Origin of the sequence: Mesorhizobium sp. M2A.F.Ca.ET.046.03.2.1 (assembly GCF_003952425.1) — a bacterium.
Lineage (GTDB): Bacteria > Pseudomonadota > Alphaproteobacteria > Rhizobiales > Rhizobiaceae > Mesorhizobium.
Map to the genome: position 1 here is coordinate 4,412,670 of NZ_CP034449.1, position 25,071 is coordinate 4,437,740.

Genomic DNA, 25,071 nt, shown 5'->3' on the forward strand with positions numbered 1-25,071 from the left:
TCGGTTGCCACTTTGCGGGATCATGGCCGGTTCCTGTTCAATCTCGGTGCCGCCTCGACAAGGGCCTTGCCGACCGGCGATTGCGGGTCGGCGATGACGGCGCGGGCATCGCCGCTCTCGGCGATCCGGCCGGCATCGAGAATGATGACGCGATGCGCCACGGCGCGGATGACGCCGAGGTCATGCGAAATGAACAGATAGGCGATCCGTTCCTGCCTTTGCAGGTCGAGCAGCAATTCCAGGATCTGTCCTCGCACCGAGACGTCGAGGGCAGAGACGGCCTCGTCGAGCACGATCAGCGACGGCCGTGTGGCGATGGCGCGGGCGATCGCGACGCGCTGTCGCTGGCCGCCGGAAATCTCGTGGATGGCGCGCGCGGCGAGGCCGGTATCGAGGCCGACGCGCTCCAAAAGCGCTGCGATGCGGCGCGGGCGCTGGGCATGCGGGGCGATGTTGTGGATGCGCAACGGATCGTCCAGCACGCGCGCCACGGTGGCGCGGGGATTGAAGGCGGCGAGCGGATCCTGGAACACCATCTGCAGGCGTGCACGGCGGGCGCGCAAAGCGGCGCCCGACAGAGCGAGGAAGTCGCTTCCCTCAAATTCGATGCGGCCGGTATCGGGCTCGATCAGCCGCAGCACCAGCCGTGCGATGGTGGATTTGCCGCTGCCGGACGGGCCGGCAAGCGCCAGCGTCTCCGCCGGGCCGACTTCGAACGACACCTCGTCGACTGCCGCGAAAGGCTTGCGGCCGCGATGGTAGCGCTTGGTGAGATTGGAGACGGCAAGCAGGCTCATGCCGAGATGCCCTGTCGGTCAAGCAGAGGCTCGGCGTCGAGGCCAAGATGAGCGTCGAGCAGGGCGCGCGTATAGGCATGCTGCGGCGCGTTGACGATTTGACTGGTCTCGCCGAGCTCGACCAGTTCGCCATGGCGCAGCACCGCGATGCGATTGGCGAGCGAGGCGGCGAGCGCGATGTCGTGACTGACGAAGATGAGCGTCATGCCGTCCTCGGCGACAAGCCGACGGATCAGGGCGACGATCTCGGCCTGGACGATGGTGTCGAGCGCGCTGGTCGCTTCGTCGGCGATCAGGAGTTTCGGTCCGGCGGCGATTGCCGCGGCGATGGCCACGCGCTGCTTCTGCCCGCCGGAGAGCTGGTGCGGGTAGGCGTGGAGAGTGGCGTCGGGATTGGGGAGGCGGACGCGTTCGAGAAGGGTTTTGGCCTTGGCGATGGCTTCGCGCCAAGTGAGGTGGAGATGGGTGCGGGCGACCTCGGCGATCTGCTTGCCGATTGGCATGACCGGGTCGAGACTGGAGGAGGGGTCCTGGAAGACGAAGCCGATGTCGCGGCCGAGGCGAGGGTGGCTTGTGGCAAGTGCGGACGGTTGGCGATCCTTCGCCCCCCTCTCTGTCCTGCCGGACATCTCCCCCTCAACGGGGGAGATTAGGTCGTGATCTCCGCCTTCGCCAATTTTCAAGGTCGCAAGATGAGAGCCGGCGACGGAGCTGCCAATCTCCCCCCTTGAGGGGGAGATGGCCGGCAGGCCAGAGAGGGGGGCCTTGGCGCCAACGCTAGCCGGCAGGAACCAGTCCATGCGCCCGCCAACACTGGCACCCCTTGCCAACAACCCCGCAATCGCCAGTGCCAGTGTGCTCTTGCCCGAGCCGCTTTCACCGATGATCGCCAGGCGCTCTCTAGCCTCCACATCCAGGCTCACACCTTTTAGCGCCGGCACCTCTATGCCGTCGCGCCGATAGGCAACTCTCAGATCGCGAATGGAAAGCAACGCCGTCACGACAGGCTCCTGCGCACCGCGGTGCTTTCCACCACGCCTTCGCCGGCGAGGTAGACGCCGAGCACCGTCAGCACGAGCGCGACGCCCGGAACGATCGACAGGAACGGCGCGGTGCGCAGCACGGTGCGCCCCTCGGCGATCATGCCGCCCCAAGTGACGCGGTTGGGGTCGCCGAGGCCGAGGAAGGAAAGCGCAGCCTCGGTGAGGATCGCAGCCGCGACGATCACCGAGGATAGCGCCAGCACCGGCGGCAACGCATTGGGCAGCACCTCGCGAAAGGCGATCTCCAGCGGGTGCATGCCGATGACGCGGGCGCCGGCGACGTAGTCGCGTTCACGGATCGACAGCACTTCCGCGCGGGCGACGCGCGCGGGTCCGGTCCAGGCGCTGAGCGCGATCGCCGCGACGACCACGCCCAGCGAAGGCCCGACGATGCTTACGAAGGCCAGCGCCAGCAGGAAGCTTGGCACGGTCTGGAAGGCGTCGGTGATGCGCATCAGCGCTTCGTCGACAAGGCCGCCGGCAAAGCCGGCCAAGGTGCCGACCGTCGCGCCGATCAGCAGCGCCGCGGCCGCGGCCGCCAAGCCGACCGCCAATGAGGTGCGGGCGCCATGGAACAGCTCGGCCAGCACGTCGCGGCCGAGCCGGTCGGTGCCGAGCGGCAGCGACCAGCCCTGGAACGGCGGCAGCAGCGCCGGACCGGCGATCGCCTGCGGATCGCCGGGAAAGAACAGCGGCGCCGCCAAGGCCATGACGAGGAGCAGGGCGAGGATAAGCGCGCCGGCGATCGCTTCCGGGGTGCGCAAGAAACGGCGCAGGCGGTTCATGCGCTTGCCTCGCCGGCGCCGACGCGCGGATCGAGGACAGCGTAGGCGAGATCGACCAGAAGGTTGATGACGATAACGAGAACGGCGCTCACCAGGATGATGCCGAGCAACAGCGGTGTGTCGCGCCCCGCGACAGCTTCCTGCGCCAGGCGGCCGAGACCGGGCACGGCGAAGACGCTTTCGATGACGACGCTGCCGCCAAGCATCTGCGCCGATTGCAGGCCGAGCATGGTGACCAATGGCAGAAGCGCGTTGCGGGCGACATGGGCAAGCACGACGCGGCGGCGGGGCAGGCCCCTGGCGCGGGCGGCGAGGACGAAATCCTGCCGCCAAGCCTCGGCCATGCCGGCGCGCATCATGCGCAGATAGAGCGCGAGATAGATGAAGCCGAGCGCCGAGACCGGCAGCACGAGATGGATGGCAATGTCGGTGGCGCGGGAAAACCCGGTTTTGCCGGAGGCTATGGTCTCGATGCCGCCGATCGGCAGCCAGCGCAGGTCGACGGCGAAGACGACGATGAGCACGAGGCCAAGCCAGAAGCCCGGCATGGCATAGAGTGCAAGCGAGCCGATCGACAGGAAGCGGTCGCGGAAACTGCCGGGCCGCGCGCCGGCATAGATGCCGAGCGCAGAGCCAAGGCCGAAGGAGAGCGCGGTGGCGCCGCCCATCAGGACCAGCGTGGTCGGCAGGCGTTCGAGGACGATGTCGCGGATCGGCCGCGAGAAGGTGACGGACTGGCCGAGGTCGAGATGCAGCAGCGCCCACAGATAGTTGGCGAGGCGGGTGAGCTCCGACTGGTCGAGGCCCCAGCGATGGCGCAGCAGTTCGATCATGCCGGCGTCGCCGCCGGTCGAGACGATATAGGCGTCGACCGCGTCGCCCGGCGCGGCTTCGAGCAGCAGGAAGCTGCCGATGACGACGATGAGGAGAACGAAGACGCTGCCGACGAGACGGCGGCGGAGAATGGTGAGGGCGCGGGTCATGCGCGCCTCGAAGGGTTGGCGATACGCTGGCTATTGAAAAAGCCGAGCCCAGGCCGGGGGTGACGGAACGCGGCCTCCGGCCAAATTCCGATTTGTTCGCGAATTTTCATCCGCGCGAATGTGTCACGATTCCAAATAAGTGTCCGCCCAGTTCGACACAGCCCAGCGCGGGTTGTTGGCGATGTTGCCCACCGTGTCGCGAGCCACGCTAATGAAACTCCACTCCGCAACGTTGATAAGCGGCAGATCGGCAGCGACCTTCTTCTGGAACTCCTTGTAGAGCTCGGTGCGAGCCGAGGTGTCGAGCGTCTCGGACGCCTTGACGATCAGCGCATCGAGCTCGGCGTTCTTATAGCCGCCCTGGTTGGAGAAGGGCACGCCGTCGGGAATGCCGCTCTGCACCAGGATGGTGGTCGAGATCGCCGGGTCGCCGCGGAACACCGGCGGGCCGACGGCGAGGTCGAAGGCATGGTCGGTGTAGACGGCCTTGATGTGGGCCGCCGAGTCGTTGTTGACGATCTGGGCGTCGATGCCGATCGCCGCCAGCGCCTGGCGCAAATAATCGCCGAACTGCTTCGTCTCGTTGAAATAGGGTGCCGGCAAAAGCTTCAACGCAAAGCGCTTGCCGTCGTCGGCGCGCTTGTAGCCGGCTTCGTCCAGCAGAGCGTTGGCCTTGGCGACGTCGAAAGGATAGGTCGGCACGTCGGCGGTGTAGAATTGCGGATCGTTCTTCGGCACAGGGCCAGTGGCGGTCGCGGCGTAGCCGAGGAAGATCGTCTTGACGACGAAATCCTTGTCGATTGCATGGGCGATCGCCTGCCGCACCTTGAGGTCGGCCAGCTCCTTGCGGCGGTGGTTGATCTCGACGACGAGCTGGTAGGTCAACCCCTCATAGCCCTTGGTGATGACCTTCAGGCCCGGCACTTTGGAGATGCGGTCGAGGTCGGCGAGCGGCACGGCGGAAAAGGCGGCGAGCTGGATCTCTTCGGCTTCCAGCGCAGCCGCGGCGGACGTGCGATCGGGAAGCACCTGGTAGACGATCTCGTCGAGATAGGGCTCGTCCTTGCCCCAATAGGCGTCGTTCCTCGTCAGCCGGTAATATTGGCCGGCCTTGTATTCGGCGAATTTGAACGGACCGGTGCCGACCGGCGCATTGTTGGCCGGGTTGTCCTCGATCTTGCCGTTTTCATAAACGTGCTTCGGCACGACGCTCGACAGCGCCGGCAGCGCGTTGCGGATGAGCTGGAACGGCGTCGGCTTGGCAAATTTGAAGACGGCCGTCAGCTCGTCCGGCGTGTCGACAGCCTCCAGGTCCTTGAACACGGTGCGGCCGAGATTCTGCAGCGGCTTCCAGATCTGCAGCGCCGAGAAGGCGACGTCGGCGGAGGTGAAGGGCTTGCCGTCATGCCATCTGACGCCGTCGCGCAGCTTGAAGCTCACCGACAGGCCGTCGGCCGCACCTTCCCAGGAAAGCGCGAGCCGCGGTTGAAGCCCGTCCTTGCCGTCGAAGGAGGCTTCGGCCAGCGTCTCGACGATCTTGCTGGAAATGAAGAAGACGCCGTTCGATGCAACGATTGCCGGGTTGAGGTTGCGCGGTTCGGAATCGGCGGCCAGCACGAGGCGGCCGCCCTTCTTCGGCGTCTGCGCGAAGCCGATGGTCGGCAGCGCGTTCGAGGCCAGCAGCAGCGCCGAACCGGCCAGCAGGCCGCGGCGTGAAACCGTCAATTCGGACATCGTTCAAACTCCCCTCTTCGCACCGCGGCAGGCGCGCCAATCGCGTGATTATGGGCCTTGGCAAAGGTTTCGCCAGAGACGGTTTTGGCGCATCATGGCTTGGCTTTGAAATTTCCGTCCGCTGGACCAGCCGGCCGAAAGAAGCTCTCATACTTTTATCTGGTAGGACCAGATTATAGCGAAGCGGGATAGAGATTCGGACATAAACCGCCTTTGGCGCGAAAGTGATCAGTTCTGGCTGGACCAGAGCGGCCAAAATGATGCAGATTTGGCCGACAGCCATAAATCATAACGTTCGGCGCTCCTGCGACCGATGAAAAACAGGGAGAGGCAGATGAACATCGCTCCGGGCAAGACCGAGGTCAGCAGTATTCCCTTCGACCAGGCGCGGGTGGACCGGCTGATGGAAGAGGCCGGCATCGACGTGCTCTTCGCCACCTCCAAGCACAACACGCAATATCTGCTCGGCGGCTACAAGTTCATCTTCTTCGCGGCGATGGATGCGATCGGCCACAGCCGTTACCTGCCGATCGTGCTTTACGAGAAGGGCGGGCCGGAACACGCAGCCTATATCGGCAACAAGATGGAAGGCGGCGAACACCAGAACCATCCGTTCTGGACGCCGACCTTGCACGCCGCCTGCTGGGGCACGCTCGATGCCGCAAATCTGGCGGTGGAGCATCTGCGCCAGATCGGGAAGTCTGCGGCGCGCATCGGCATCGAGCCCGGCTTCCTGCCGTCCGACGCCTATATGCTGATCCGCAAGGCGCTGCCGGATGCCAAGCTGATGGACGCGACCGACATGCTGGAGCGCATGCGCGCCATCAAGACCGAGGCGGAGCTGGAGCAGCTGCGCATCGCCTCCGAACTGATCACCGATTCCATGCTGGCGACGATCGCCTTGGCGCGCGAGGGCACGACAAAGACCGATATCATCGAGCGGCTGAGGCGCGAGGAGACCAATCGCGGCGCGCATTTCGAATATTGCCTGCTGACGCTGGGCTCAAGCCATAACCGCGCGGCGTCCAGCCAGGCATGGAAGAAGGGCGAGGTGATGTCAATCGATTCCGGCGGCAACTATCACGGCTATATCGGCGACCTTTGCCGCATGGGCGTGCTCGGCGAGCCTGATGCCGAGCTGGAGGATCTTCTGGCCGAAGTCGAAGCAGTGCAGCAGGCGGCCATTTCCAAGGTCAAGGCCGGCATCCTCGGCGGCGACATGATCGCGCATGCGGAGAGCGTGCTGAAGGCCTCGAAGGTTTCGGCCTATACGGATTTCTTCGCCCACGGCATGGGGCTGATCACGCATGAGGCGCCGTTCCTGATGACCAACCATCCGGTCGCCTATGAAGGCACCTATGCGGCCAAGCCGCTGGAGAAGAACATGGTGCTCTCGGTCGAGACGACCATGCTCCACCCGACGCGCGGCTTCATCAAGCTGGAGGACACGGTCGCGGTGACGGACGCCGGCTATGTGATGTTCGGTGACCGCGGGCGCGGATGGAACAGGGGCGGGGTGGCAGCTTAGCTTCGACGGCGCTCCCCCTCACCCGGATTGCCAGCCGAATTGCGAAGAGCAATTCGGGGCAATCCGACCTCTCCCCGAGGGGAGAGGAGCCTGCCGGCGCCAGCGCCACCTCTTCTCCCCGCCGGCAGGGCTGTCCGGGGAAAGTTAGACATAGTCGAGGCTCATCTGATCGGGAGAGCAGCGGGGGTACCTTCGACTTGGATTGACGGGCGGCGGTTTGTCGATGGCGGCGATGTGGCGCCGCTCGAACAGGCATCGTGTCACCAGGTCGGTGAAGCGCAGGATCGGCAGTGCAACGCGATATGCGCGCGCTGCAATGCGCAACAGCGCATAGGCGATCATGGCGGCGAAGAGCTGCAGGCGGATGGCGTTGTCATTGTTGCCGAGGAACTTACGGATCTTGAGGTGCTGCTTGATCCAGCGGAACAGGAGCTCAATCTGCCAGCGCCCCTTGTAGAGGGCTGCTATGTCGGCGGCCGAGCGCTCGAGATCGTTGGTCAGCAGCGTGATGGTGTCGCCTTCGTCTCGCTTCACGATGATGCGACGCAAGCGGATCGGCAGTTTGGAATCGCCTTTGCTGGCAAAGCTCACCTCGGCATCCTCAAGCACGGTGAAGCCATCGCCGTGCATGGCTGCGAGGGGACGATCGCACACCAGCTTGAGCCCCATGTTGGTTTTGGGCCGGGTGACGAAGAAGGCTTGCGCCGCCGCGATCGCCGTCCACCAGCCGTAGTGGCAGTAACCCTTGTCGAACACGTAGGTCGCACCGTCTTCGATAGAGATGGTGCGGCCGATCTGGGCGTCGTTGACGTTGGCATCGGTGATGTCGAGGACGCGCGGACAGTCGCTGTCTGGATCATAGACGATATGCAGCTTCATGCCGCGGATGCGGCCGTTCGACTTGGCCCAGTCGCAAAGCTTGCCGAGCGGGATGGGCGTGGAATCGATCAGCCGCAGCATGGCACTGCCTTCGCGACGCATCTGCCGGTCGAGTTGGCCTGCAAGCAGGGCGAACGTCTCGGCGAAGACGGCTACAGGGCGGCGCCGGTTGGCGTCCGACAAGGTCGAGCGCCGCAACAGGTCGCTGCCGAGGTGGTAATGGTGCTGGCAGTTGGCGTTCCAGCCGGCTTGCAGGCTGCGAAGGCTCGTCGCGCCGCTGAGCTGAGCATAGATCAACACCACGAGATGGTCCCAGCTCTTGAACGACTTGTCATACGCATCCCCGTCATGGCTATCCACAATCGTCTGGAAGCGGCGACGATTGATCGGTTCAACCAGCTTGCCAAGAATGCTAGGCGTAAAGCGCATGCCCCGTTCCCTTTCTGAGTCTCGACAACCAGAAGGTAGACGGAAAATCCCCGTCTTACGGGGCATGCACATGCGGCATTTCGATTCACCCGAACCTTTCCCCGGACAGCCCTGCCCCGCCGGGGAGAAGGTGGCCGCGCAGCGGCCGGATGAGGGGGCTGCGACGCTGAAGATTATGTGCCCGCCGGCAGCAGCTTGAAATCCGGCAGCTCCCGCAACACCAGCTCAGGCCCAGTTGGCGAATAGACAACAAACAGCTGCATCGGCTGGTCGCCGGTGTTGAGCGTCGAGTGGAAGCGGCTCTCCGGCACGTAGATGGTGCAGCCTGGACCGACCTTCGCCACCACCGGATTGCCCTTCTCGTCCTCCACCATCTGCTCGCCATGGCCGGAGATGACGAAGATGATCTCCTCGGCGCCGGGATGATTGTGGCGGGTGTGGCCCCGGCCGGGCGGCAAGTCGACGACGCCGCCGGAAAAGCGCTCAGCGCCATTCACTTCCGGCGCGACGGTCAGCGAGAGTCTGCCCCAGTCGAAACCGAAGGCGCTGACATCCTTCGGGTAGACGAACACTTTGCTTTTGTCGGCCATTGCCTCATCCCTTCGTTTTTGTGATCGCCTTGAAATCCGCCGCCTGCCTGGCGATTGCCGCTTCGGCCGGCAGCCGCTCCATCGAGCTTGCGCCATAGAAGCCGTGCAGCCCCTCGCACCGCTCGAGGATGTAGCGGGCGTCGTCGGGCATCGAGATCGGCCCGCCATGGCACAGCAGGATGACATCCTTGCGCACCGAGCGCGCGGCATCGGCGATGTCGTCGATTTCTTTCACGCAGGCGTCGAGCGTTTTCGCCGAGGTGGCGCCGATCGAGCCGCCGGTCGTCACACCCATATGGGCGACGACGATGTCGGCGCCGGCATTGGTCATGGCGCGCGCCTCATCGGGATTGAAGACGTAGGGCGTGGTGAGCAGATCGAGCTGATGCGCCTCGGCGATCATGTCGACCTCGAGACCAAAACCCATGCCGGTCTCCTCGAAGCTCTGGCGCATGGTGCCGTCGAACAGGCCGACGGTCGGAAAGTTCTGCACGCCGGAAAAGCCCATCGTCTTCAGCTCGGAAAGCAGCAGCGGCATGATGACGAAGGGATCGGTGCCGTTGACGCCGGCCAGCACCGGCGTCTTCTTCACCACCGGCAGCACCTCATAGGCCATCTCCTTGACGATCTCGTTGGCGTTGCCATAGGCGAGCAGGCCGGCGGCCGAGCCGCGCCCGGCCATGCGATAGCGGCCAGAATTGTAGATGATGATCAGGTCGATGCCGCCGGCTTCCTCGGCCTTGGCCGACAGGCCGGTGCCGGCGCCACCGCCCACGATCGGCACGCCGTCGGCGATCATCCTGCGGAATTTCTCCAGGATTGTTTTGCGCGGGATGGCGGGCATGCTTGTCTGTCTCACTTGTTGGCGATGTCGAGGAACGCCTCGGCCGCGGCCTTGGCGAAGGCGGAGTCGTTGATGTGCAGCGGCAGGCGCGTGACGGTGCGGTCCTTCGTCGGCTCGATCGTGCGCTCGATCGCGTCGAACAGCGCCGCGTCGGCCTCTGCGTCGAAGAAGGCGCCGCCTTCTATATCGAGCGCCGAGACGCCCTTTTCCGGGATCAGGAAGCGGACCGGGCCTTCGCAGCGGGCGAGGCGGCCGCCGATCCATTCACCGATCCGGCGGCATTCGTCGGCCGTGGTGCGCATCAGCGTGACATTGGGATTGTGTTCGTAGAACAGTCGCCCACGATATTTTTCCGGAATTGTCGGTGGCGCCCAGAAGTTCACGATGTCGAGCGCGCCGACCGAGCCGATATAGGGCAATTTCGTGCGGGCGATGGCGCGGAAGCGATCCTCCGTTGCCGGCAGCACGCCGCCGAACAGCAAATCGCAGACCTCGGTCGTGGTGATGTCGAGGACGCCGGCCAGCAGGCCGCTGTCGGCGAGCTTCTCCATCGAGCGGCCGCCGGTGCCGGTGGCGTGGAAGACCATGCAGTCATAGTCGTCGCGCAGGCGCTCGACGATCGCCGTCACGCAAGGCGTGGTGACGCCGAACATGGTGAGCCCGAGCGCCGGCTTGCCGGCGGCGGCCGGGGCCGGCTTCGCGGCCATGCCGGCGATCGCCTGGGCGGCATTGTGCAACACGACGCGGGAGAGCCTGTTCAGTCCCGCCATGTCGGTGACCGACGGCATCATGATGATGTCGGACACGTCGACATAAGGCGCGGTGTCGCCGGATGCCAGCGTCGAGATCATGAGCTTGGGCAGGCCGAGCGGCAGCGCGCGCATGCCGGCGGTGACGATCGAGGTGCCGCCGCCGCCGCCGATGCCGATCACACCGGCGATGTCGTCGCGCGAGCGGATGAAACTGGCGAAAGCGGCCCCCATGCCGGCAACGGCGGCGCCGCGGTCATCGAGGCCGAGAACCGCGTGGGCTCCCTTGGGATGATGCGCGGCGACCTCGCTGGCCGGGATATCGACCGGGACGGTCGCACCCCGCGTGCCGATATCGACACGCACGACCGCGCCGCCCGCAGTAGCGACGGCATCGGCCAGGAAGGCAAGCTCCTCGCCTTTGGTGTCGGCGGTGCCGACCACATAGATGCGCTTCATGCGCGTTTCCCCGTCGTCCGGCATGTTCGGCTTTGCCGCCCGCCTTCTTGCCCCACCCTTAAGCTCCTCGGCAAAGGCCTCGTCGCTGGTGGGACCTATTTTTGCCCCACCCGTAAGCTCCTCGGCAAAGCCTCGTCGCTGGTGGGGCCCCGTCATTTGCCTGGCGTTGCGCCATTGCAAATTTTTGAGACGCGCGTATCATATTGATATGGATGTCTCACGTCAACAAGCCGTCGCCAAGGATGAGGTCGCCCCGACGCCGGTGATCGAGAAGGGGGCGCGTGCCCGCACCAAGCGGCTGATGCTGGAGACGGCGACGCGGCTGATGCAGTCCGGCATGACACCCTCGGTCAGCGAGGTCGCGGAGGCGGCGGAGGTGTCGCGCGCAACCGCCTACCGGTATTTCCCGAGCCAGGCGGCGCTGGTGCAGGCCGTGGTCGATGAAGGGCTCGGCCCGATCCTCACCTGGAAGTCGGCCTCCGATGATGCCGAACGGCGCGTGGCGGATCTGTTTGCCACCGCGATGCCGCGCATCGAAGCCTTCGAGGCGACGTTCAAGGCGGCTCTGAAGCTGTCCCTCGACCAATGGGCGCGGCGCCAGGCCGGCACGCTCGGATCCGAGCCCGCCTTCACGCGCGGCCATCGCGTTGACCTGCTGAAGGATGCGATCGCGCCGCTCAAGGGCCGCTTGAGGCCGCGTCAGTTCAGTCGCCTGGCGCAGGCGCTGTCGCTGGTGTTCGGCGTCGAGGTGGTCACGGTGCTGAAGGACATCTGGGGGCTGGACAGCGCCGAAATGATGTCGGTGGCGCAATGGGCGGCGGGCGCGCTGGTGCGGACGGCGATGGCGGAATCAGGGCCGAAATGAGCAGTGATGTCGGCGCCGCCGAAAGCACCAGCCCTCTAAATCTGGTTCGACCAGATTGCAGGATCAGGTGTGGATGTTAATTGTCGGAGGCGGCTCGTGACAAGGGTCTTGCATATCAAGGAGTAGGAATAACGAGGGAAAACAGCCAGATATCGTAAGGATCGGTTCATTCGGCTGCTTTCCGTCGCTCAAGAAAGCGCTTGACGCCAAGCTGAAATTGGTAATACCAGATTATAGTCAAATAAAGCGGATCAAAAGTGACGGCCGCGTTCCATTCCGGCAGGGTGAGGAGGCCCGGAACCGGCAAGGGTGCCCTCACAGGAGGAACTACCGCGGCCGGCTTCGCTGCCGGTTCGCATGACACGGTAGAATGCGCACAAGGGAGGAAAACTATGCGCAAGATAGTGACCAGCGTGATCGCTGGTATCGGGCTGGCACTTGCCTGCGGGACATCCGTCCGCGCGCAGGACAAGGAACTCACCATCTTCTGGGCGGAATGGGATCCGGCGAACTACCTGCAGGAGCTTGTCAACGACTACACAGCCGAGACCGGTGTGAAGGTCACGGTTCAGACCACGCCGTGGCCCGACTTCCAGACCAAGGCCTTCACCGAATTCAACGCGCATGGGGACGCCTACGATATGGTCGTCGGCGACTCGCAATGGCTCGGCGCCGGTTCGACGCAAGGCCACTATGTCGACCTCACCGACTTCTTCAACCAGCACAAGCTCAATGACGTAATGGCGCCGGCGACCATCAAATACTATGCCGAATACCCCGGCGGCTCGGGCAAGTATTGGGCGATCCCGCTGGAAGGCGACGCGATCGGCTGGTCCTATCGCAAGGACTGGTTCGAGGACCCGAAGGAGAAAGAGGCCTTCAAGGCGAAGTACGGCTACGACCTCGCCGTGCCGACGACCTATGCGCAGCTGCGCGACATCGCCGAGTTCTTCCACCGTCCGGACCAGAAGCGCTACGGCGTCGCCATCTACACCGACAATTCCTATGACGCGATGGCGATGGGCGTCGAAAGCGCCATCTTCAGCTATGGCGGCGATCTCGGCGACTACGCAACCTACAAGGTCGACGGCATCACCAACTCCAAGGAGGCCGCCGCCGGCCTCGACATGTACAAGCAGCTCTACAAGTTCACGCCTCCCGGCTGGGGCAAGACCTTCTTCGTGGAAGACAATCAGGCGATCACCGGCGGTCTCGCTGCGATGAGCATGAACTTCTTCGCCTTCTTCCCGCCGCTGGTGAACAAGGCCACCAATCCCTATGCCGACGTCACCGGCTTCTTTGCAAATCCGGCCGGCCCGGACGGCAAGCGCTTCGCCGCTCTCGGCGGCCAGGGCATCTCCGTCGTCTCGTATTCGAAGAGCAAGGACGAGGCGATGAAGTTCCTCGAATGGTTCATCAAGGACGAGACCCAGAAGAAGTGGGCCGAACTCGGCGGCTACACCTGCAGCCAGGCCGTGCTGAAGTCGGACGCCTTCCAGAACGCGACGCCTTACAACAAGGCGTTCTACGACACGATGTTCATGGTCAAGGACTTCTGGGCAACGCCTGAATATGCCGAAGTGCTCGATCAGCTGAACCAGAACATCTATCCGTTCGTGGTCGGCGGCAAGGGCACCGCCCAGGAGGCGCTGGACAAGACCGCCGCCGACTGGAAGGCGACCTTCACCAAGTACAACCGCTACAAGTAAAGCATCGCAGTCAGAATGCCGGAGGAGGGTTTCCCCTCCGGCATTCCTGTTTTCAGGAGACAAAGTTGGCTTCGGTAGCCCTCACCAATCTCGATCCCGCGTCCAGGGCTGCCGCTCGCGGCTGGTCGGATCTCACCATCCGCAACCTGTTCATCATCCCGACGCTGGTCTTTCTGATCGTCTTCAACATTTTTCCGCTGATCTATTCGCTCGGCTATTCCTTCACCAATTTCGCCGCGAACCGGAGCGAGCCCTGGCAGTTCGTCGGCCTGCAGAATTATCGCGAGCTGCTCAGCGATGACCACATCTGGTCCAACTTCGTTATCACGGCGAAATACGTCATCGTTTCCGTGGCGGGTCAGATGGTCGTCGGCTTCGGCCTTGCGCTTCTGCTCAACCGCTCCTTTCCGATGAAGGGCCTGATCACCACGCTGCTTTTGTTGCCGATGATGATGTCGGCGGCGGTCGTCGGCCTGTTCTGGCAATTGCTCTACAGCCCGTCCTGGGGCCCGATCAATTATGTCTTCGGCCTTGGCGATTTCGCCTGGCTCTCCAATCCCGACAGCGCGCTCTACGCGGTCGCGATCACCGACATCTGGATGTGGTCGCCCTTCGTCATGCTTTTGTCGCTCGCCGGCCTGTCGGCGGTGCCGCAGCATCTCTACGAGGCCGCCGCGATCGACCGCGCCGGATGGTGGTACACTTTCACCCGCATCACCTTGCCGCTGGTCTCGCCGATCCTTCTCATCGCGCTGATCTTCCGCACCATGGAAGCCTTCAAGACCTTCGACATCGCCTACACGATGACGACCCAGCCGACCGCGGAGCTGATCGCGATCCGGCTCTACAAGCAGGCTTTCCAGCAGTGGGATACGGGCAAGTCCTGCGCGCTGGCCTACATCGTGCTGATCATGGTGCTGGCCATCACCAACCTCTACGTGAAGTATCTCAACAAGGTGAAGGAGCGCTGAGATGGCCGCCGTCCGCACTTCTTCCGAGGTTGCTTTCAACCGCGCGGCAATCGCCGCCGTGCTGGTCGCGACGCTGATCTTCCTGGCGCCGATCTACTGGATCGCCTCGACGGCGTTCAAGCCGAAGGAGCTCGCCGTCAGCGTGCCGCCGACCGTGCTGTTCGAGCCGGAGGTGACGCCGTTCGTGCGTCTCTTCACCAAGCGCGTGCAGATGCAGAAGCCCGTCGATCCGCAAGTCTACGAAGCCGCGCCCTGGTGGGAAAAACGCATCTATGACGGCGGCGAGCGGGTGCTGAAGGTCGGCAAGGATGTGCAGCTTTCGCAGTATCCCGACCGGTTCATGAACAGCCTGATCGTGGCGGTCATCAGCACGGTGCTGGCGGTCGGCATGGGAACGTTCACTGCCTACGGCTTTTCCCGCTTCAAGATCGCCGGCGAGGCGGATCTTTTGTTCTTCATCCTGTCGACGCGCATGCTGCCGCCGGTGGTGGTCGCCATCCCGATGTTCCTGATGTACCGCATGGTCGGCCTCAACGACTCGCATATCGGGCTGATCATCCTCTACGTCGCGTTCAACCTCTCCTTCTCGGTCTGGCTGATGAAAGGCTTCATGGATGAGATCCCGAAGGAATATGAGGAAGCAGCGCTCGTGGACGGCTACACGCGCATGCAGGCCTTCTTCAAGATCGTGCTGCCGGAAGCGGCGACGGGCATTGCGGCGACAGCCGTGTTCTGCTTCATCACCGCCTGGAACGAATATGCCTTCGCGCTGATCATGACCAACCGGCGCGCCCAGACGGCGCCACCCTTCATCCCGTCGCAGATCGGCTCCGGCCTGCCGGATTGGACCACGATCGCAGCCGGCACCTTCCTGTTCCTTTTGCCGGTCGCGATCTTCACCTTCCTGCTGCGCAACCATCTGCTTCGCGGCGTGACGTTCGGAGCGATCCGCAAATGAGTTTCCGCGCCGTCAACGAGAAATACCTTTTGCCGGCTTCGCAGATCCTGATGGTGCTCGGCATAGTCGCGCTCTGCCAGCCATGGAACCTCAACCTGCATTCCTACGGCGTGACGATCATCCTGATCGGGCTGATCGGCTTCAACATCACGTCCAAGATCGCGCCGGAGCAGAGCGAGGAAACCGGCGCCCCGACGCATGAGGGAGCCCGGCAGTGACGCAGATCGAACTTCGCGGCATCGAGAAATTCTTCGGTGCCGTCCAGGTCATCCACAATTTGAACCTCGCCATCGCCGACAACGAGTTCATCGTGCTGCTCGGCCAGTCCGGCTGCGGCAAGACCACGACGCTGCGCGCGGTGGCGGGGCTGGAGACGATCGACAAGGGCGACATCCTGATCGACGGCAAGCCGGTGCAGCACCTCAAGGCCGCCGACCGCGACATCGCCATGGTGTTCCAGTCCTTCTCGCTCTACCCGCACATGACGGTGTTCGAGAATGTCGCCTTTCCGCTGCGCGCCACGCGCATGAGCAGCGGCGAGGTCGACAAGTCCGTGCGCGAGGTCGCCCGGGTCCTGCGCATCACCGACCTGCTCGACAAGCGGCCGTCGGCGCTTTCGGGGGGCGACATGCAGCGCGTGGCGATTGGCCGGGCGCTCGTGCGGCGGCCGAAGGCCATGCTGATGGACGAGCCCATCGGCGCGCTCGACGCCAAGCTGCGCGAGGAGATGCGGGCCGAGATCAAGCGCCTGCACGTGAAGCAGGGATCGACCACGATCTACGTCACCCACGACCAGATCGAGGCGATGAGCCTCGCCGACCGCATCGTCATCATGCATGAGGGCTTCATTCAGCAGGTCGGCACGCCGGACGAGGTCTATTCGCACCCGGCGAACTTGTTCGTGGCGCAATTCGTCGGCAGCCCGGTGATGAACATTGCCGAGGCCCGCGTCACGGATCAACCCGGAGCCGCTTCCGTGACGGTCGGCGACGCGCCGGCGGGCTTCGAGTTCCCCCACCGGCTCCTGTCCAAGCTCAACGGGCATGCCAACGGTGGCCTGACGCTTGGCATCCGGCCGGAGGGCGTGCTCGTCCGGCACGATGCGGCGTCCGGCTACATGCCGGTCGAGGCTAGCATCATCGAGCCGCTGGGATCCTTCGACATCGTCGACCTCAAGGTCGGCTCCACGATGCTGCGCGCGCGCACCAAGGCCGGCTACGTCTCGGGTCCCGGCGAGAAGGTCCATGTCCGCATTGATCCGGAACAGGCGCATTTCTTCGACACGGCAAGCGGCAAGTCGCTGGGGGTGAGATTGTGATGGCCGAAGGACACGAGAGGCCAACGATTTGGCCTTTCGAACAATCGAACGCCCGGAGCCATAGCGGAGGGCTGATCACCCTCGAAATGAAAATGAGACAGTAGACATGGCCCATATCGAGCTCAAGAACATCACCAAGAAATTCGGCGGCCATACCGCGCTGACCGGCCTCAATCTCGACATTGCCGACGGCGAGTTCTTCGTGCTGCTCGGCGAAACCGGTGCCGGCAAGACGACGACGCTGCGCCTGATCGCCGGGCTCGATAAGCCGACCGAGGGCCAGGTCTTCATCGACGGCGTCGACGTCGCCGACTGGGGCGCGGCCGAACGCGACGTCGCGCTGGTGCTGCAGCAATATTCGCTCTATCCGCGCTACACGGTGCGGCAGAACCTCGAATTCCCGCTGAAGCCGAAGATCCGCCGGCTGCCGGATGCCGAGATCAAGGACCGCGTCGCGCGCGCCGCCCGCACGCTTCGTATCGAACATCTGCTCGACCGCAAGACCGACCGGCTTTCCGGCGGCGAGATGCAGCGCGTCTCGATCGGCCGCGCCATCGTGCGCAAGCCGCGCGTCTTCCTGATGGACGAGCCGCTGTCTGCGCTCGACGCCAAGCTGCGCGAGGCGCTGCGCACGGAATTGAAGAACCTGCAGATGCAGCTTGGCGCCACGTTCCTGTTCGTCACGCATGACCAGATCGAGGCCATGTCGATGGGCGACAAGGTCGGCGTGCTCAACCATGGCCGCATCGTCCAGACCGGTACGCCGCATGAGATCTACAACAATCCGCGCGACACCTATGTCGCGAGCTTCGTCGGCTCGCCGCCGATGAATCTCATCGACGGCAAGCTGGTCAACGACCGCGCGGTGATGGCGCCGGTGAATTTCGAGCTGCCGCTGTCAACTGGGGCAAAGAGTTTTGGCGGGGGCAGGACGAGCGGCGCGACCGACGGTCGGCCGCTCGTCTTCGGCATCCGCCCGGAGGATGTCCATCTGGAGAGCGGCGCGCCGGTGGAAGCGCGCGTCCACGATGTCGAGAACCATGGCGTGGAGAAGATCCTGACGCTCAGGGTCGGCGACACGATGCTGCGCGCCACCGTCCCGGCCAGGACCGATGTCGCGATCGAACAGGCCGTGCGCTTTGCCTGGAACCCCGACAAGGTGGTGCTGTTCGACAAGGGCAGTGGCGTCAGCCTGCGGCATGCGGGATAGCGGCTTCGCCTGCCGCCTTATCGCACCGCGCCCGACCAGGCCGAGAACCGGCGGGCAGCCTGGCTGACGGGTCAACCGCCTCTGACCATCTCGACCATCATAGGATGACCGAAGCCACCGGCCTCCTTGGCGAAAACGGCAAGGCCGGTCCATATCCGAAGCGCATCACAATATCCGGCCTGCGGGTCTCGCCGACAATCCCCGCCAGGTCGGCGCGCAGGCGGGCGACCTCGACAGGCTGGTTGATGAACGCGAGCTTAAGTCCCAAGCTCGTCGCGGCCAAAGCGAAGCGCTGGCACGCCTGGCCGACCCTGACCCAGTGGTCGTGGTCCGGCCGCTCGGCAAAGAAGATCGCCACCCCTGCCGATGAGTCGATCTGACGGGCGTATTTCTCATTCTCCTGGGCGGCGCTGAACAACCGGTCCAAGGCGATCCGGCCAAGGCTGGTCGGCAGCACCGGCCTGCCGCTCGCGGCTGAGAAGAGCCCATCGCCTCGAGCCATTGCGCTGCGCGGGTTGAAGCGGATCCACTGCTTCAGCTCATGCATGAATGCGGGGTCATTCATCTGGTCTTCATTGCCGGCGAGGACGAGATCCCGCACCTGCTTCATCCGCCCCTGATCGGTGACAAGCGCCAGGCTCACACCCGGTATCGCGGCTGCGCGCTCAAGCTCGACGAGATCGGCGGCAGGGGTGGCGCGGCCATCATATTCGGCACGCGTCGATTGGCGTTTCGGAATGGCGTCGGCCAACGGGTCCGCTTTCGCCTCGCCCATGAGGTAGTCGTAACGGATTCCGTTGCCGTCGGCCGTAAGCGAAGCCTCGCCGGTTCGGCCAGTCGCCGCCGCGGCGAGCATGAGATTGGCCGCGGCGCATCCCAGGCTGACATAGAGATGATGATCGTCAGGGTCGACGACCGGGGTCCGCCTCTGAAGGTCTGGCCGGATCTCGATTGCTTGCCCTTCAAGCTGGAACCGCCAGGGCTGCGTATTATGGCTATTGGCCGCCAAGGTTGCGTAACGGACGATGGCCCCAAGATCGGGCGTCAGGCGGTCACGCAATCCGGCGGCGAAGACCTCATACTGGGCCATGGACCCGACCGCCGATCGCCAACCGGCAACACCGGTGCCCGCCGCGACAAGCGCGGCGCCTGCGCCCACGAGCATCGTTCGCCTGTTCATCGTGCCCTCTCGATAAACTTGCAGGCAAGATAGCGGCGGCTCGGGAATAGCCCTTGATCTCAATCAAGGCCTTTGATCGACCCGCCGCCTAGCGGCGCGACCGTCGAACTCGAACACTTCGATGCCGGCGACGTCGACGTTCGAGGCAGTTGATGTTGATATAGGCCGTGCGTTCGCCGCTTTCGCCGACATCCTCGGCGAAGGGGTGGATTCCGCAGGTCCGGCAGAAGCGATGCGCGATTTGAGCCTTGCCGAAGGTGTAGCGGCCGAGGTCGTCGCCCCAGGCGACCAGACTGAGCTTCTCATGCGGCACCGCCCACAGCAGCGCGCCCTTGCGCGCGCAGATCGAGCAGTTGCAGCGCACCGCGCCGCCGATCTCACCCTTGACCTCGAATGCCACCTTGCCGCAGTGGCAACTGCCTTTGTACAGCATCAGCATCCTCCCATCGCTGGCAGGGTGCAAAGGCACGCTTGCCGGGTTATCTCTTTGCCGGGCCCAACATCAGGCCGCGCGTCTAAAAGACGTTGCAAATTTGCAAGGTCCGACATCGAAAATGCAATCCGTCCGCGATCGTCTCGAAACCATCCTGTCACGTCTTGCCAATCGCGCGGCCGAGGAGCGGGTCTACACCAAGCTCTATGCCGCGGCCGCGCGGGCAGCCGCCGATGCGTCCGACGCTCGCCGCAAGGCCGGCGTCAGCCTTGGCCCGCTCGACGGGCGCATCGTCTCGATCAAGGATCTGTTCGACGTTGCCGGCGAGCCGACCACGGCCGGGTCGCTGATCCTCGCCGGCACCGCGCCGGCGACGCGGGACGCGGCCATCGTGGCGCGGCTCCGGCGGGCGGGCGCCGTGATCGTCGGCAAGACCAACATGACCGAATTCGCCTTCACCGCGATCGGCGACAACCTTCACTATGGCACGCCGGGCAATGCCGCCGACGCCAGCCTGATCCCGGGCGGCTCGTCATCGGGGGCGGGCGTTGCGGTCGGCGAGGGCACAAGCGACATCTCGATCGGTTCGGACACCGGCGGCTCGGTGCGCATCCCGGCCTCGCTCAACGGCATCGTCGGCTTCAAGCCGACGGCGGGGCGCGTGCCTTTGACGGGCGCCTTTCCGCTGTCGATGACGCTGGATTCGATTGGCCCGCTTGCCCGCAGCGTCGCCGATTGCGCGATTGCCGATGCGATCATGGCCGCAGATGAGCCGGCGGCGCTACAGCCGATCCCGCTTGCGATGTTGCGCATCGGCATTCCGCGCGGTGTCTTGTTCGACGAGACGCAAGCCGAGGTCGCGGAAGCTTTCGAGGCCTGCATCGACAGGATCGGGCAGGCTGGCGCCGGCGCCGTCGATTTGCCCATCGACGATCTCATCGCCGAAATGCGCGCCGCGACCAGACGCGGCACGATCGCCTCAATGGAGGGCGCCGAAGTGCATGCCGACTGGCTGGCGAGCGGCGCCTCCGTGCCGGTCGATCCGCATGTCACCGGGCCGTTGTCGCGCGCGCTGGCGGTTCCCGCTTCGGTCTATATCCGCACGATCCGCCGTCGCGGCGAGCTTGCGGCGGCGATGGCGGAACGGCTGAACGTTATAGATGTCCTGGCATTGCCGACCGTGCCGATGGTCGCGCCTTCCATTGCCGCCATGGCCGCCGACGAGGCGTTGCGCGACAGGACCGAAGGGCTGCTCTTGCGCAACACGCAGGTCGCCAACCAGTTCGACCTCTGCGCGATCTCGTTGCCGATGCCGGGCACCAAGCTGCCGGCCGGGCTGATGCTGGTGGGCAGGCACGGGGATGATCGCCGTTTGCTGGCGATTGCAGCGGCAGTGGAGGCGCTGCTTAGCCGTTGAGAGGCGTGCTTCGAACCGAGGCAAATTGGGATCAGGAAAATTTACCGTTGCGTTCCTTCGCGCACCCTTCTGCCGGCGTCTCCGGTCTGCATCGTCGCATGGTCTCGGCGAATTAATCGCCAGTTGGAAAGCGTCGCCGGTAGTGCTCGATCACTTCCGGATTGCGCAGGTTGACGGGCAGCTTGCCGGCGAGCACCAGCAGCGCCTCGCCGGCGGCGCCGACGCCCATGCGCATCATCGATTCCTCGGTGATCCCGGCCATATGCGGGGTGACGATGACATTGTCGAAGCCGAAATAGGGATGGTTGGGCGGCAGCGGCTGCGTTGAAAAGACGTCGAGCGCGGCGCCGCCGATGCGGCCTTCCCGCAAGGCTTCGATCAGCGCCTCGTCGTCGACCACCGGGCCGCGCGAGACGTTGATCAGCAGTGCGCCGGGCTTCATACGGGCGATGCGCTCGCGGCTGATCAGGCCGCGCGTCTCCTCCGTCAGCGGGCAGCAGAGCACGATGACGTCGCTCTGCTCGACCAGCGCGTCGATCGACAGGAAGCCGACGCGCTCGGGCGCCGGGCGCAGGCTGCGCGTCGTTGCCACGACATTGAGGTCGAAACCGTGCGCGGCGATATGTCCGACGGCCCGGCCGACCGCGCCGAGGCCGACAATGCCGATCGTCTTGCCGGCAAGCTCGCTGGTCGAATTGGCATGCTCGCGCCCGGCAAGCCAGCCCTTGGCGCGCAGGTCGCGGTCCATCACGCGGAAGCGCCGCAATAGGGCAAGCGCTGCGAACATCACATGCTCGGCGACCGAGCGGGCATTGACGGCGGGTACGTTCGCGACAAGCACGCCGGCGGCGGTCGCCGCCTCGACCGGGATCATGTCCAGCCCGGCGCCGTGGCGGATAGCGGCTCGCAAATTCGCCGCGCCTTGAAACAGTTCCGGCGGCAGCGGCGCGCGCACGATGACGATGTCGGCGTCGCAGGCCTCAGTGGTCAATGTCTTTGGATCGAGCGCGGAAGCAATTGCAAGCCGCCCGGCGCCGGCCAGCATGGCCGTGGCGCGGGGGTGCAGCGGATGCGTCGACAGGATCTTGCGCATTGCACTCAGGCCTTCTCGAGCGCCGCGCTTTTCGGTTCTGTTCCGCGGCCTTCGATGATCCCTTTCCAGTAGCTCTCGGCGCCCTGCAGATGGGCGCTCATCAGAGCCTGGGCGAGATTGCCGTCGCGGCGAAGCAGCGCCTCGTAGATCTGGATGTGTTCGGCATGCGAGCGCACGCTGCGTTCGGGATCGTTGAAATAGATCGGCAGGCGCTGCTCGCCCATCAGGTAATAGACGCTGCAGATGTTATGGAAGACGCTGTTCTTGGTGGCGCGCACGATCTCGAGGTGGAACTCGCGGTCCTCCTTGGCGAGGCCTTCACCGGCGGCGATGCGCTCTTCGGAGGCTTTCAGGATCTCGCGCAGGCGTTCGAAGTTTTCTTCCGTTGCGCGCGAGCAGGCAAGCTCGGCCGCCTTGATCTCGTGGATCTTGCGCAGTTCTACCGTCTCATAAATCTGCACCGGATCGAGCGGCAGGCCGGCGCGGGCGAACAGCGCCAGCGCTTCCACGCTCGCCTGCTTGGTGTCGATATAGATGCCGGACTTGGCGCGCCGCTCGACGATGCGCATGGCCTCGAGGATGGCGAGCGCCTCGCGGATCTGGCCGCGGCTGACGCCGAAATGTTCCGCCAGCTCGCGTTCCGAAGGCGTGCGGCCGGACTCCTTGTCCGAGTTGGAGAAGAGATAGGCGGCGAGTTCCGCGAGAAGGTTCTTTTCTTTCATCGTCAAATACGTTGCGCGTGCGCCTCCAGGAATCGCTCCGAGATGGTGAAACCCAATCCAGGCTTTTCAGGGATCGCTATCATACCGTCCTTCGCTTCGACAGTCTCCTCGACCAGGTCGTGGATCATCGGATTGGCGCCGAGCGAATATTCGATGATGAAGGAGGCGGGCGAGGCGGCGCACACATGCAGCCCGGCGAAGAAGCAGGGCGCACCGGCCCACAGATGCGGCGCGAAACGCAGGTTGAAGGCGCTGGCGATGGTGCCGATCTTCATCGCCTCGCTGATGCCGCCGCAGAAAGCGGGATCCGGCTGGAAGATGTCGGCCGATTTCAACACCGCCAGGTCGCGGAAGGCGTAGCGCGTCGCCTCGCTTTCGCCCGTGGCGATCGGCGTTGAGCCCGAGGCTCGTATCTCGGCCATGCCCGGCTTGTCGTCGGCGATCACAGGCTCCTCGAACCAGGCGAGGTCGAGATCGGCGGTGAGCTGGATGAAGCGCTTGGCCTCGGCGACGGTGTAGGTGCCGTGCGCGTCGACCATCAGGTCGACCTCCGGACCGATCGCCTGCCTTGCGGCGCGCACGCGCGCGGCCGAAAGATGGGGCGCGCCGTCCATGGCGCCGACGCGCATCTTCAGCGCCTTGAAGCCGCCCTTGGCGATGTAGGATTGCAACTGCTCGCCGATGGCGTCGGCGGAGGCCCAGCCGCCCGAAGCGTAGGCCTGCATGCGCTCGACCTTGCGGCCGCCGAGCAGCCGCCATACGGGCTGCCCGAGCGACTTGCCGAGGATGTCCCAAAGCGCGATGTCGACGGCGCTGATCGCCGCCACGCTCATGCCGCGCCGCGCCAGCTGCGGCATCGCATGGCCTGCATGCGCCGCCGTCTCGTGCCGCACGCCGTTATAGAGCATTTCCCAGATGATGCCGATGTCGGCCGGATCGCGGCCGATGAGTTGCGGACCGATCTCGTGATTGAGCATATGGACGAGCGCGCCATAGCTGCCGGCGCTGCCGGCGGCGTTCTTGCCTTCGCCCCAGCCGACCAGGCCGTCGTCGGTCTCGATGCGCAGAATGGCGGCGTCGAACGTCGTCACCTGCCCGAAGTCGCTGCGATGCTGCCTCGCGACTTCGATCGGGACACGGACCCACCAGGCCTGAACGCTTTTGATGCGCATATTTTCCCTTCGGCCCCTCCGCCCGCCAGGCGGAAGGACAAGCTTTGGTCGGAGGTCTACTTGATCAGCGGCAGCAGCGTTTCGGCGGTGATGCGCATCTGGTCGGTGTAGAATTTCTCCGTAAGCACGCTCGAGCCGTGGTCCTGGATGAATTTGAGCTGCTCGGGCGAGATGTCGACCGGATTGCGCTCGACCATCTCCGGATAGGGCGCGGCCGGCGTGCGGTCGACGGGGGCGACGAATTCGTTGGTCAGCGCGCCGTCATAGCCGACTTCCTTCAGCGTGCGCACGATCTTCGGCCAGTCGATCTGGCCAAGGCCGGCGGCGAAGCGGTTGTTGTCGGCGACATGGAAATCGAACAGGCGCTTGCCGACCTGGCGGATCGCGTCATAGACGTTAAATTCCTCCATGTGGATGTGGTAGGCGTCGAGGCAGACGCCGCATTCGGGGCTCACCGCGTCGGCGAGCGCGAGCGCCTGGGCGCCGCGATTGAAGAGATAGGTCTCGAAGCGGTTGAGCGGTTCGATGGCGATCCGGACGCCGACCTTCTTGGCATGGGTGAAGCATTCGCGCGTGGCATCGACCACCCAGCCCCATTCCTCCGCCTCGGTGCCGTCCGGCACCACCTTGCCGACGGTCGCGGGCACCAGCGTGATGATCTCGCCGTCGAGCTCGCTCACCATGGTGAGCACGTCCTTGACATATTGGACGGACCGCTCGCGCTGGCCCTGGTTCCTGGCGGCGAGGTTGCGTTCGCCGAGCATCAGCGTCACCGAACCCCAGCAGCGGATGCCATACTCCTTGAGCAGCGCGCGCGTCTCCTTGGTCTTGTACTGCTCGGGCTCGCCGGAAATCTCGATCGATTCGTAGCCGAACTTCTTGATGCGCTTCAGCGTCACCTCCAGCGGCTCCGCCCGCATCCAATTGTGCGTCGAAAGATGCATGGTCTATCCTTCCCAGAATTCGCCTGTCACATTTTACCCCGCGACGCCTCGAACAGAGGCGGCCGCACGTTTCCTCCCCAAGGCGTTGCCAGGTTTTCCTCGAAACTGGTTCGACCAATTGGGCCTGGCATGACGTCTACAGCAAATTTTCCTGCGCGGCAAGAAGTGGGCAGAGGAAGCCGACCGCGCCGGACAATGCCATGATTTAATAAGGTAATTTCGCATTTCCAATTGCGGGTCCGAGGCTTCTTCCAGCTTT

The 25,071-nt window shown here is 64.5% G+C and carries 23 protein-coding genes and 1 pseudogene; 9 read left to right on the forward strand and 15 right to left on the reverse strand.

Annotated elements, in window-relative coordinates; genetic code table 11:
• Positions 1-20 precede the first annotated feature (20 nt).
• The 5 genes from EJ072_RS21055 to EJ072_RS21075 all read right to left on the reverse strand — a co-directional run bounded on the left by EJ072_RS21055 (position 21) and on the right by EJ072_RS21075 (position 5,342).
• The gene (locus EJ072_RS21055; protein ID WP_126081118.1) at positions 21-797 is read right to left on the reverse strand and encodes an ATP-binding cassette domain-containing protein; all 777 of its coding nucleotides are present in this window, start codon (positions 795-797) and stop codon (positions 21-23) included.
• Positions 794-1,798, reverse strand: a complete 1,005-nt coding sequence (locus EJ072_RS21060) for an ABC transporter ATP-binding protein (RefSeq protein ID WP_189343065.1) — start codon at positions 1,796-1,798, stop codon at positions 794-796. Before EJ072_RS21060 ends, EJ072_RS21055 begins: the two co-directional genes overlap by 4 nt.
• Positions 1,795-2,625, reverse strand: a complete 831-nt coding sequence (locus EJ072_RS21065; RefSeq protein ID WP_126081119.1) for an ABC transporter permease — start codon at positions 2,623-2,625, stop codon at positions 1,795-1,797. The genes EJ072_RS21060 and EJ072_RS21065 overlap by 4 nt, the downstream gene beginning before the upstream one ends.
• On the reverse strand, positions 2,622-3,608 hold the full coding sequence (locus EJ072_RS21070) for an ABC transporter permease (protein WP_126081120.1): 987 nt from the start codon (positions 3,606-3,608) through the stop codon (positions 2,622-2,624). The genes EJ072_RS21065 and EJ072_RS21070 overlap by 4 nt, the downstream gene beginning before the upstream one ends.
• Positions 3,609-3,731: 123 nt before the next feature.
• The gene (locus EJ072_RS21075; RefSeq protein WP_126081121.1) at positions 3,732-5,342 is read right to left on the reverse strand and encodes an ABC transporter substrate-binding protein; all 1,611 of its coding nucleotides are present in this window, start codon (positions 5,340-5,342) and stop codon (positions 3,732-3,734) included.
• 334 nt (positions 5,343-5,676) lie between these two features.
• On the opposite strand from EJ072_RS21075, the gene EJ072_RS21080 reads away from it, so the two are divergent.
• Positions 5,677-6,870, forward strand: a complete 1,194-nt coding sequence (locus EJ072_RS21080; RefSeq protein WP_126081122.1) for a Xaa-Pro peptidase family protein — start codon at positions 5,677-5,679, stop codon at positions 6,868-6,870.
• A 144-nt stretch (positions 6,871-7,014) separates the two neighbouring features.
• Here the strand turns inward: EJ072_RS21080 and EJ072_RS21085 are convergent, their stop codons facing one another.
• The 4 genes from EJ072_RS21085 to EJ072_RS21100 form a co-directional block, all read right to left on the reverse strand.
• Positions 7,015-8,178, reverse strand: a complete 1,164-nt coding sequence (locus EJ072_RS21085) for an IS4 family transposase (RefSeq protein WP_126078352.1) — start codon at positions 8,176-8,178, stop codon at positions 7,015-7,017.
• 173 nt (positions 8,179-8,351) lie between these two features.
• Positions 8,352-8,768 (reverse strand): cupin domain-containing protein, encoded by a 417-nt coding sequence (locus tag EJ072_RS21090; RefSeq protein WP_126081123.1) that lies wholly within the window; start codon positions 8,766-8,768, stop codon positions 8,352-8,354.
• 4 nt (positions 8,769-8,772) lie between these two features.
• Positions 8,773-9,612 (reverse strand): phosphoenolpyruvate hydrolase family protein, encoded by an 840-nt coding sequence (locus EJ072_RS21095; RefSeq protein WP_126081124.1) that lies wholly within the window; start codon positions 9,610-9,612, stop codon positions 8,773-8,775.
• A gap of 11 nt (positions 9,613-9,623) precedes the next feature.
• Positions 9,624-10,820 carry a Tm-1-like ATP-binding domain-containing protein gene (locus EJ072_RS21100; RefSeq protein WP_126081125.1) on the reverse strand — a complete coding sequence of 399 codons (1,197 nt, stop codon included), beginning with the start codon at positions 10,818-10,820 and terminating at the stop codon, positions 9,624-9,626.
• 208 nt (positions 10,821-11,028) lie between these two features.
• Here EJ072_RS21100 and EJ072_RS21105 point away from each other — a divergent pair, with 208 nt between their 5' ends.
• From EJ072_RS21105 to EJ072_RS21135, 7 genes are all read left to right on the forward strand, one after another.
• Positions 11,029-11,685, forward strand: coding sequence for a TetR/AcrR family transcriptional regulator (locus EJ072_RS21105; protein ID WP_126081126.1), 657 nt, complete (start codon positions 11,029-11,031; stop codon positions 11,683-11,685).
• Between the two features lie 392 nt (positions 11,686-12,077).
• Positions 12,078-13,394: an extracellular solute-binding protein gene (locus EJ072_RS21110; protein WP_126081127.1), complete on the forward strand. Its 1,317-nt coding sequence runs from the start codon at positions 12,078-12,080 to the stop codon at positions 13,392-13,394.
• 65 nt (positions 13,395-13,459) lie between these two features.
• Positions 13,460-14,365, forward strand: coding sequence for a sugar ABC transporter permease (locus EJ072_RS21115; RefSeq protein ID WP_042640683.1), 906 nt, complete (start codon positions 13,460-13,462; stop codon positions 14,363-14,365).
• 1 nt (position 14,366) lies between these two features.
• Positions 14,367-15,323 carry a carbohydrate ABC transporter permease gene (locus EJ072_RS21120; protein ID WP_042640685.1) on the forward strand — a complete coding sequence of 319 codons (957 nt, stop codon included), beginning with the start codon at positions 14,367-14,369 and terminating at the stop codon, positions 15,321-15,323.
• On the forward strand, positions 15,320-15,541 hold the full coding sequence (locus EJ072_RS21125) for a hypothetical protein (RefSeq protein ID WP_126081128.1): 222 nt from the start codon (positions 15,320-15,322) through the stop codon (positions 15,539-15,541). Before EJ072_RS21120 ends, EJ072_RS21125 begins: the two co-directional genes overlap by 4 nt.
• Positions 15,538-16,641, forward strand: coding sequence for an ABC transporter ATP-binding protein (locus EJ072_RS21130; RefSeq protein ID WP_126081129.1), 1,104 nt, complete (start codon positions 15,538-15,540; stop codon positions 16,639-16,641). The genes EJ072_RS21125 and EJ072_RS21130 overlap by 4 nt, the downstream gene beginning before the upstream one ends.
• Before the next feature lie 106 nt (positions 16,642-16,747).
• Positions 16,748-17,851, forward strand: a complete 1,104-nt coding sequence (locus EJ072_RS21135) for an ABC transporter ATP-binding protein (RefSeq protein WP_126081130.1) — start codon at positions 16,748-16,750, stop codon at positions 17,849-17,851.
• Positions 17,852-17,948: 97 nt separating this feature from the next.
• Here the strand turns inward: EJ072_RS21135 and EJ072_RS21140 are convergent, their stop codons facing one another.
• Complete coding sequence (locus EJ072_RS21140) at positions 17,949-19,031, reverse strand: nitroreductase family protein (RefSeq protein ID WP_126081131.1); 1,083 nt, start codon at positions 19,029-19,031, stop codon at positions 17,949-17,951.
• 63 nt (positions 19,032-19,094) lie between these two features.
• Positions 19,095-19,464: pseudogene (locus EJ072_RS21145) on the reverse strand (GFA family protein).
• Positions 19,465-19,585: 121 nt separating this feature from the next.
• Between EJ072_RS21145 and EJ072_RS21150 the strand changes: the two are divergent.
• Positions 19,586-20,881, forward strand: coding sequence for an amidase (locus tag EJ072_RS21150; RefSeq protein ID WP_126081132.1), 1,296 nt, complete (start codon positions 19,586-19,588; stop codon positions 20,879-20,881).
• A 112-nt stretch (positions 20,882-20,993) separates the two neighbouring features.
• Here EJ072_RS21150 and EJ072_RS21155 read toward each other — a convergent pair whose 3' ends face one another.
• Genes EJ072_RS21155 through EJ072_RS21170 form a run of 4 tightly spaced genes read right to left on the reverse strand, consistent with a single transcriptional unit; the run spans position 20,994 to position 24,812 of the window.
• Positions 20,994-21,974 carry a hydroxyacid dehydrogenase gene (locus tag EJ072_RS21155; RefSeq protein WP_126081133.1) on the reverse strand — a complete coding sequence of 327 codons (981 nt, stop codon included), beginning with the start codon at positions 21,972-21,974 and terminating at the stop codon, positions 20,994-20,996.
• 5 nt (positions 21,975-21,979) lie between these two features.
• Positions 21,980-22,696: a FadR/GntR family transcriptional regulator gene (locus tag EJ072_RS21160; RefSeq protein ID WP_126081134.1), complete on the reverse strand. Its 717-nt coding sequence runs from the start codon at positions 22,694-22,696 to the stop codon at positions 21,980-21,982.
• A 2-nt stretch (positions 22,697-22,698) separates the two neighbouring features.
• Positions 22,699-23,868: a mandelate racemase/muconate lactonizing enzyme family protein gene (locus EJ072_RS21165; protein ID WP_126081135.1), complete on the reverse strand. Its 1,170-nt coding sequence runs from the start codon at positions 23,866-23,868 to the stop codon at positions 22,699-22,701.
• A gap of 56 nt (positions 23,869-23,924) precedes the next feature.
• Positions 23,925-24,812 (reverse strand): sugar phosphate isomerase/epimerase, encoded by an 888-nt coding sequence (locus EJ072_RS21170; RefSeq protein WP_126081136.1) that lies wholly within the window; start codon positions 24,810-24,812, stop codon positions 23,925-23,927.
• Positions 24,813-25,071 lie beyond the last annotated feature (259 nt).

Coding starts and splice junctions, on each gene's coding strand:
- EJ072_RS21150 (WP_126081132.1), top strand. CDS start 19,586: ATGCAATCCGTCCGCGATCGTCTCGAAACCATCCTGTCACGTCTTGCC.
- EJ072_RS21085 (WP_126078352.1), bottom strand. CDS start 8,178: ATGCGCTTTACGCCTAGCATTCTTGGCAAGCTGGTTGAACCGATCAAT.
- EJ072_RS21155 (WP_126081133.1), bottom strand. CDS start 21,974: ATGCGCAAGATCCTGTCGACGCATCCGCTGCACCCCCGCGCCACGGCC.
- EJ072_RS21165 (WP_126081135.1), bottom strand. CDS start 23,868: ATGCGCATCAAAAGCGTTCAGGCCTGGTGGGTCCGTGTCCCGATCGAA.
- EJ072_RS21160 (WP_126081134.1), bottom strand. CDS start 22,696: ATGAAAGAAAAGAACCTTCTCGCGGAACTCGCCGCCTATCTCTTCTCC.
- EJ072_RS21065 (WP_126081119.1), bottom strand. CDS start 2,625: ATGAACCGCCTGCGCCGTTTCTTGCGCACCCCGGAAGCGATCGCCGGC.
- EJ072_RS21095 (WP_126081124.1), bottom strand. CDS start 9,612: ATGCCCGCCATCCCGCGCAAAACAATCCTGGAGAAATTCCGCAGGATG.
- EJ072_RS21105 (WP_126081126.1), top strand. CDS start 11,029: ATGGATGTCTCACGTCAACAAGCCGTCGCCAAGGATGAGGTCGCCCCG.
- EJ072_RS21075 (WP_126081121.1), bottom strand. CDS start 5,342: ATGTCCGAATTGACGGTTTCACGCCGCGGCCTGCTGGCCGGTTCGGCG.
- EJ072_RS21080 (WP_126081122.1), top strand. CDS start 5,677: ATGAACATCGCTCCGGGCAAGACCGAGGTCAGCAGTATTCCCTTCGAC.
- EJ072_RS21100 (WP_126081125.1), bottom strand. CDS start 10,820: ATGAAGCGCATCTATGTGGTCGGCACCGCCGACACCAAAGGCGAGGAG.
- EJ072_RS21170 (WP_126081136.1), bottom strand. CDS start 24,812: ATGCATCTTTCGACGCACAATTGGATGCGGGCGGAGCCGCTGGAGGTG.
- EJ072_RS21140 (WP_126081131.1), bottom strand. CDS start 19,031: ATGAACAGGCGAACGATGCTCGTGGGCGCAGGCGCCGCGCTTGTCGCG.
- EJ072_RS21135 (WP_126081130.1), top strand. CDS start 16,748: ATGGCCCATATCGAGCTCAAGAACATCACCAAGAAATTCGGCGGCCAT.
- EJ072_RS21070 (WP_126081120.1), bottom strand. CDS start 3,608: ATGACCCGCGCCCTCACCATTCTCCGCCGCCGTCTCGTCGGCAGCGTC.
- EJ072_RS21090 (WP_126081123.1), bottom strand. CDS start 8,768: ATGGCCGACAAAAGCAAAGTGTTCGTCTACCCGAAGGATGTCAGCGCC.
- EJ072_RS21055 (WP_126081118.1), bottom strand. CDS start 797: ATGAGCCTGCTTGCCGTCTCCAATCTCACCAAGCGCTACCATCGCGGC.
- EJ072_RS21120 (WP_042640685.1), top strand. CDS start 14,367: ATGGCCGCCGTCCGCACTTCTTCCGAGGTTGCTTTCAACCGCGCGGCA.
- EJ072_RS21125 (WP_126081128.1), top strand. CDS start 15,320: ATGAGTTTCCGCGCCGTCAACGAGAAATACCTTTTGCCGGCTTCGCAG.
- EJ072_RS21110 (WP_126081127.1), top strand. CDS start 12,078: ATGCGCAAGATAGTGACCAGCGTGATCGCTGGTATCGGGCTGGCACTT.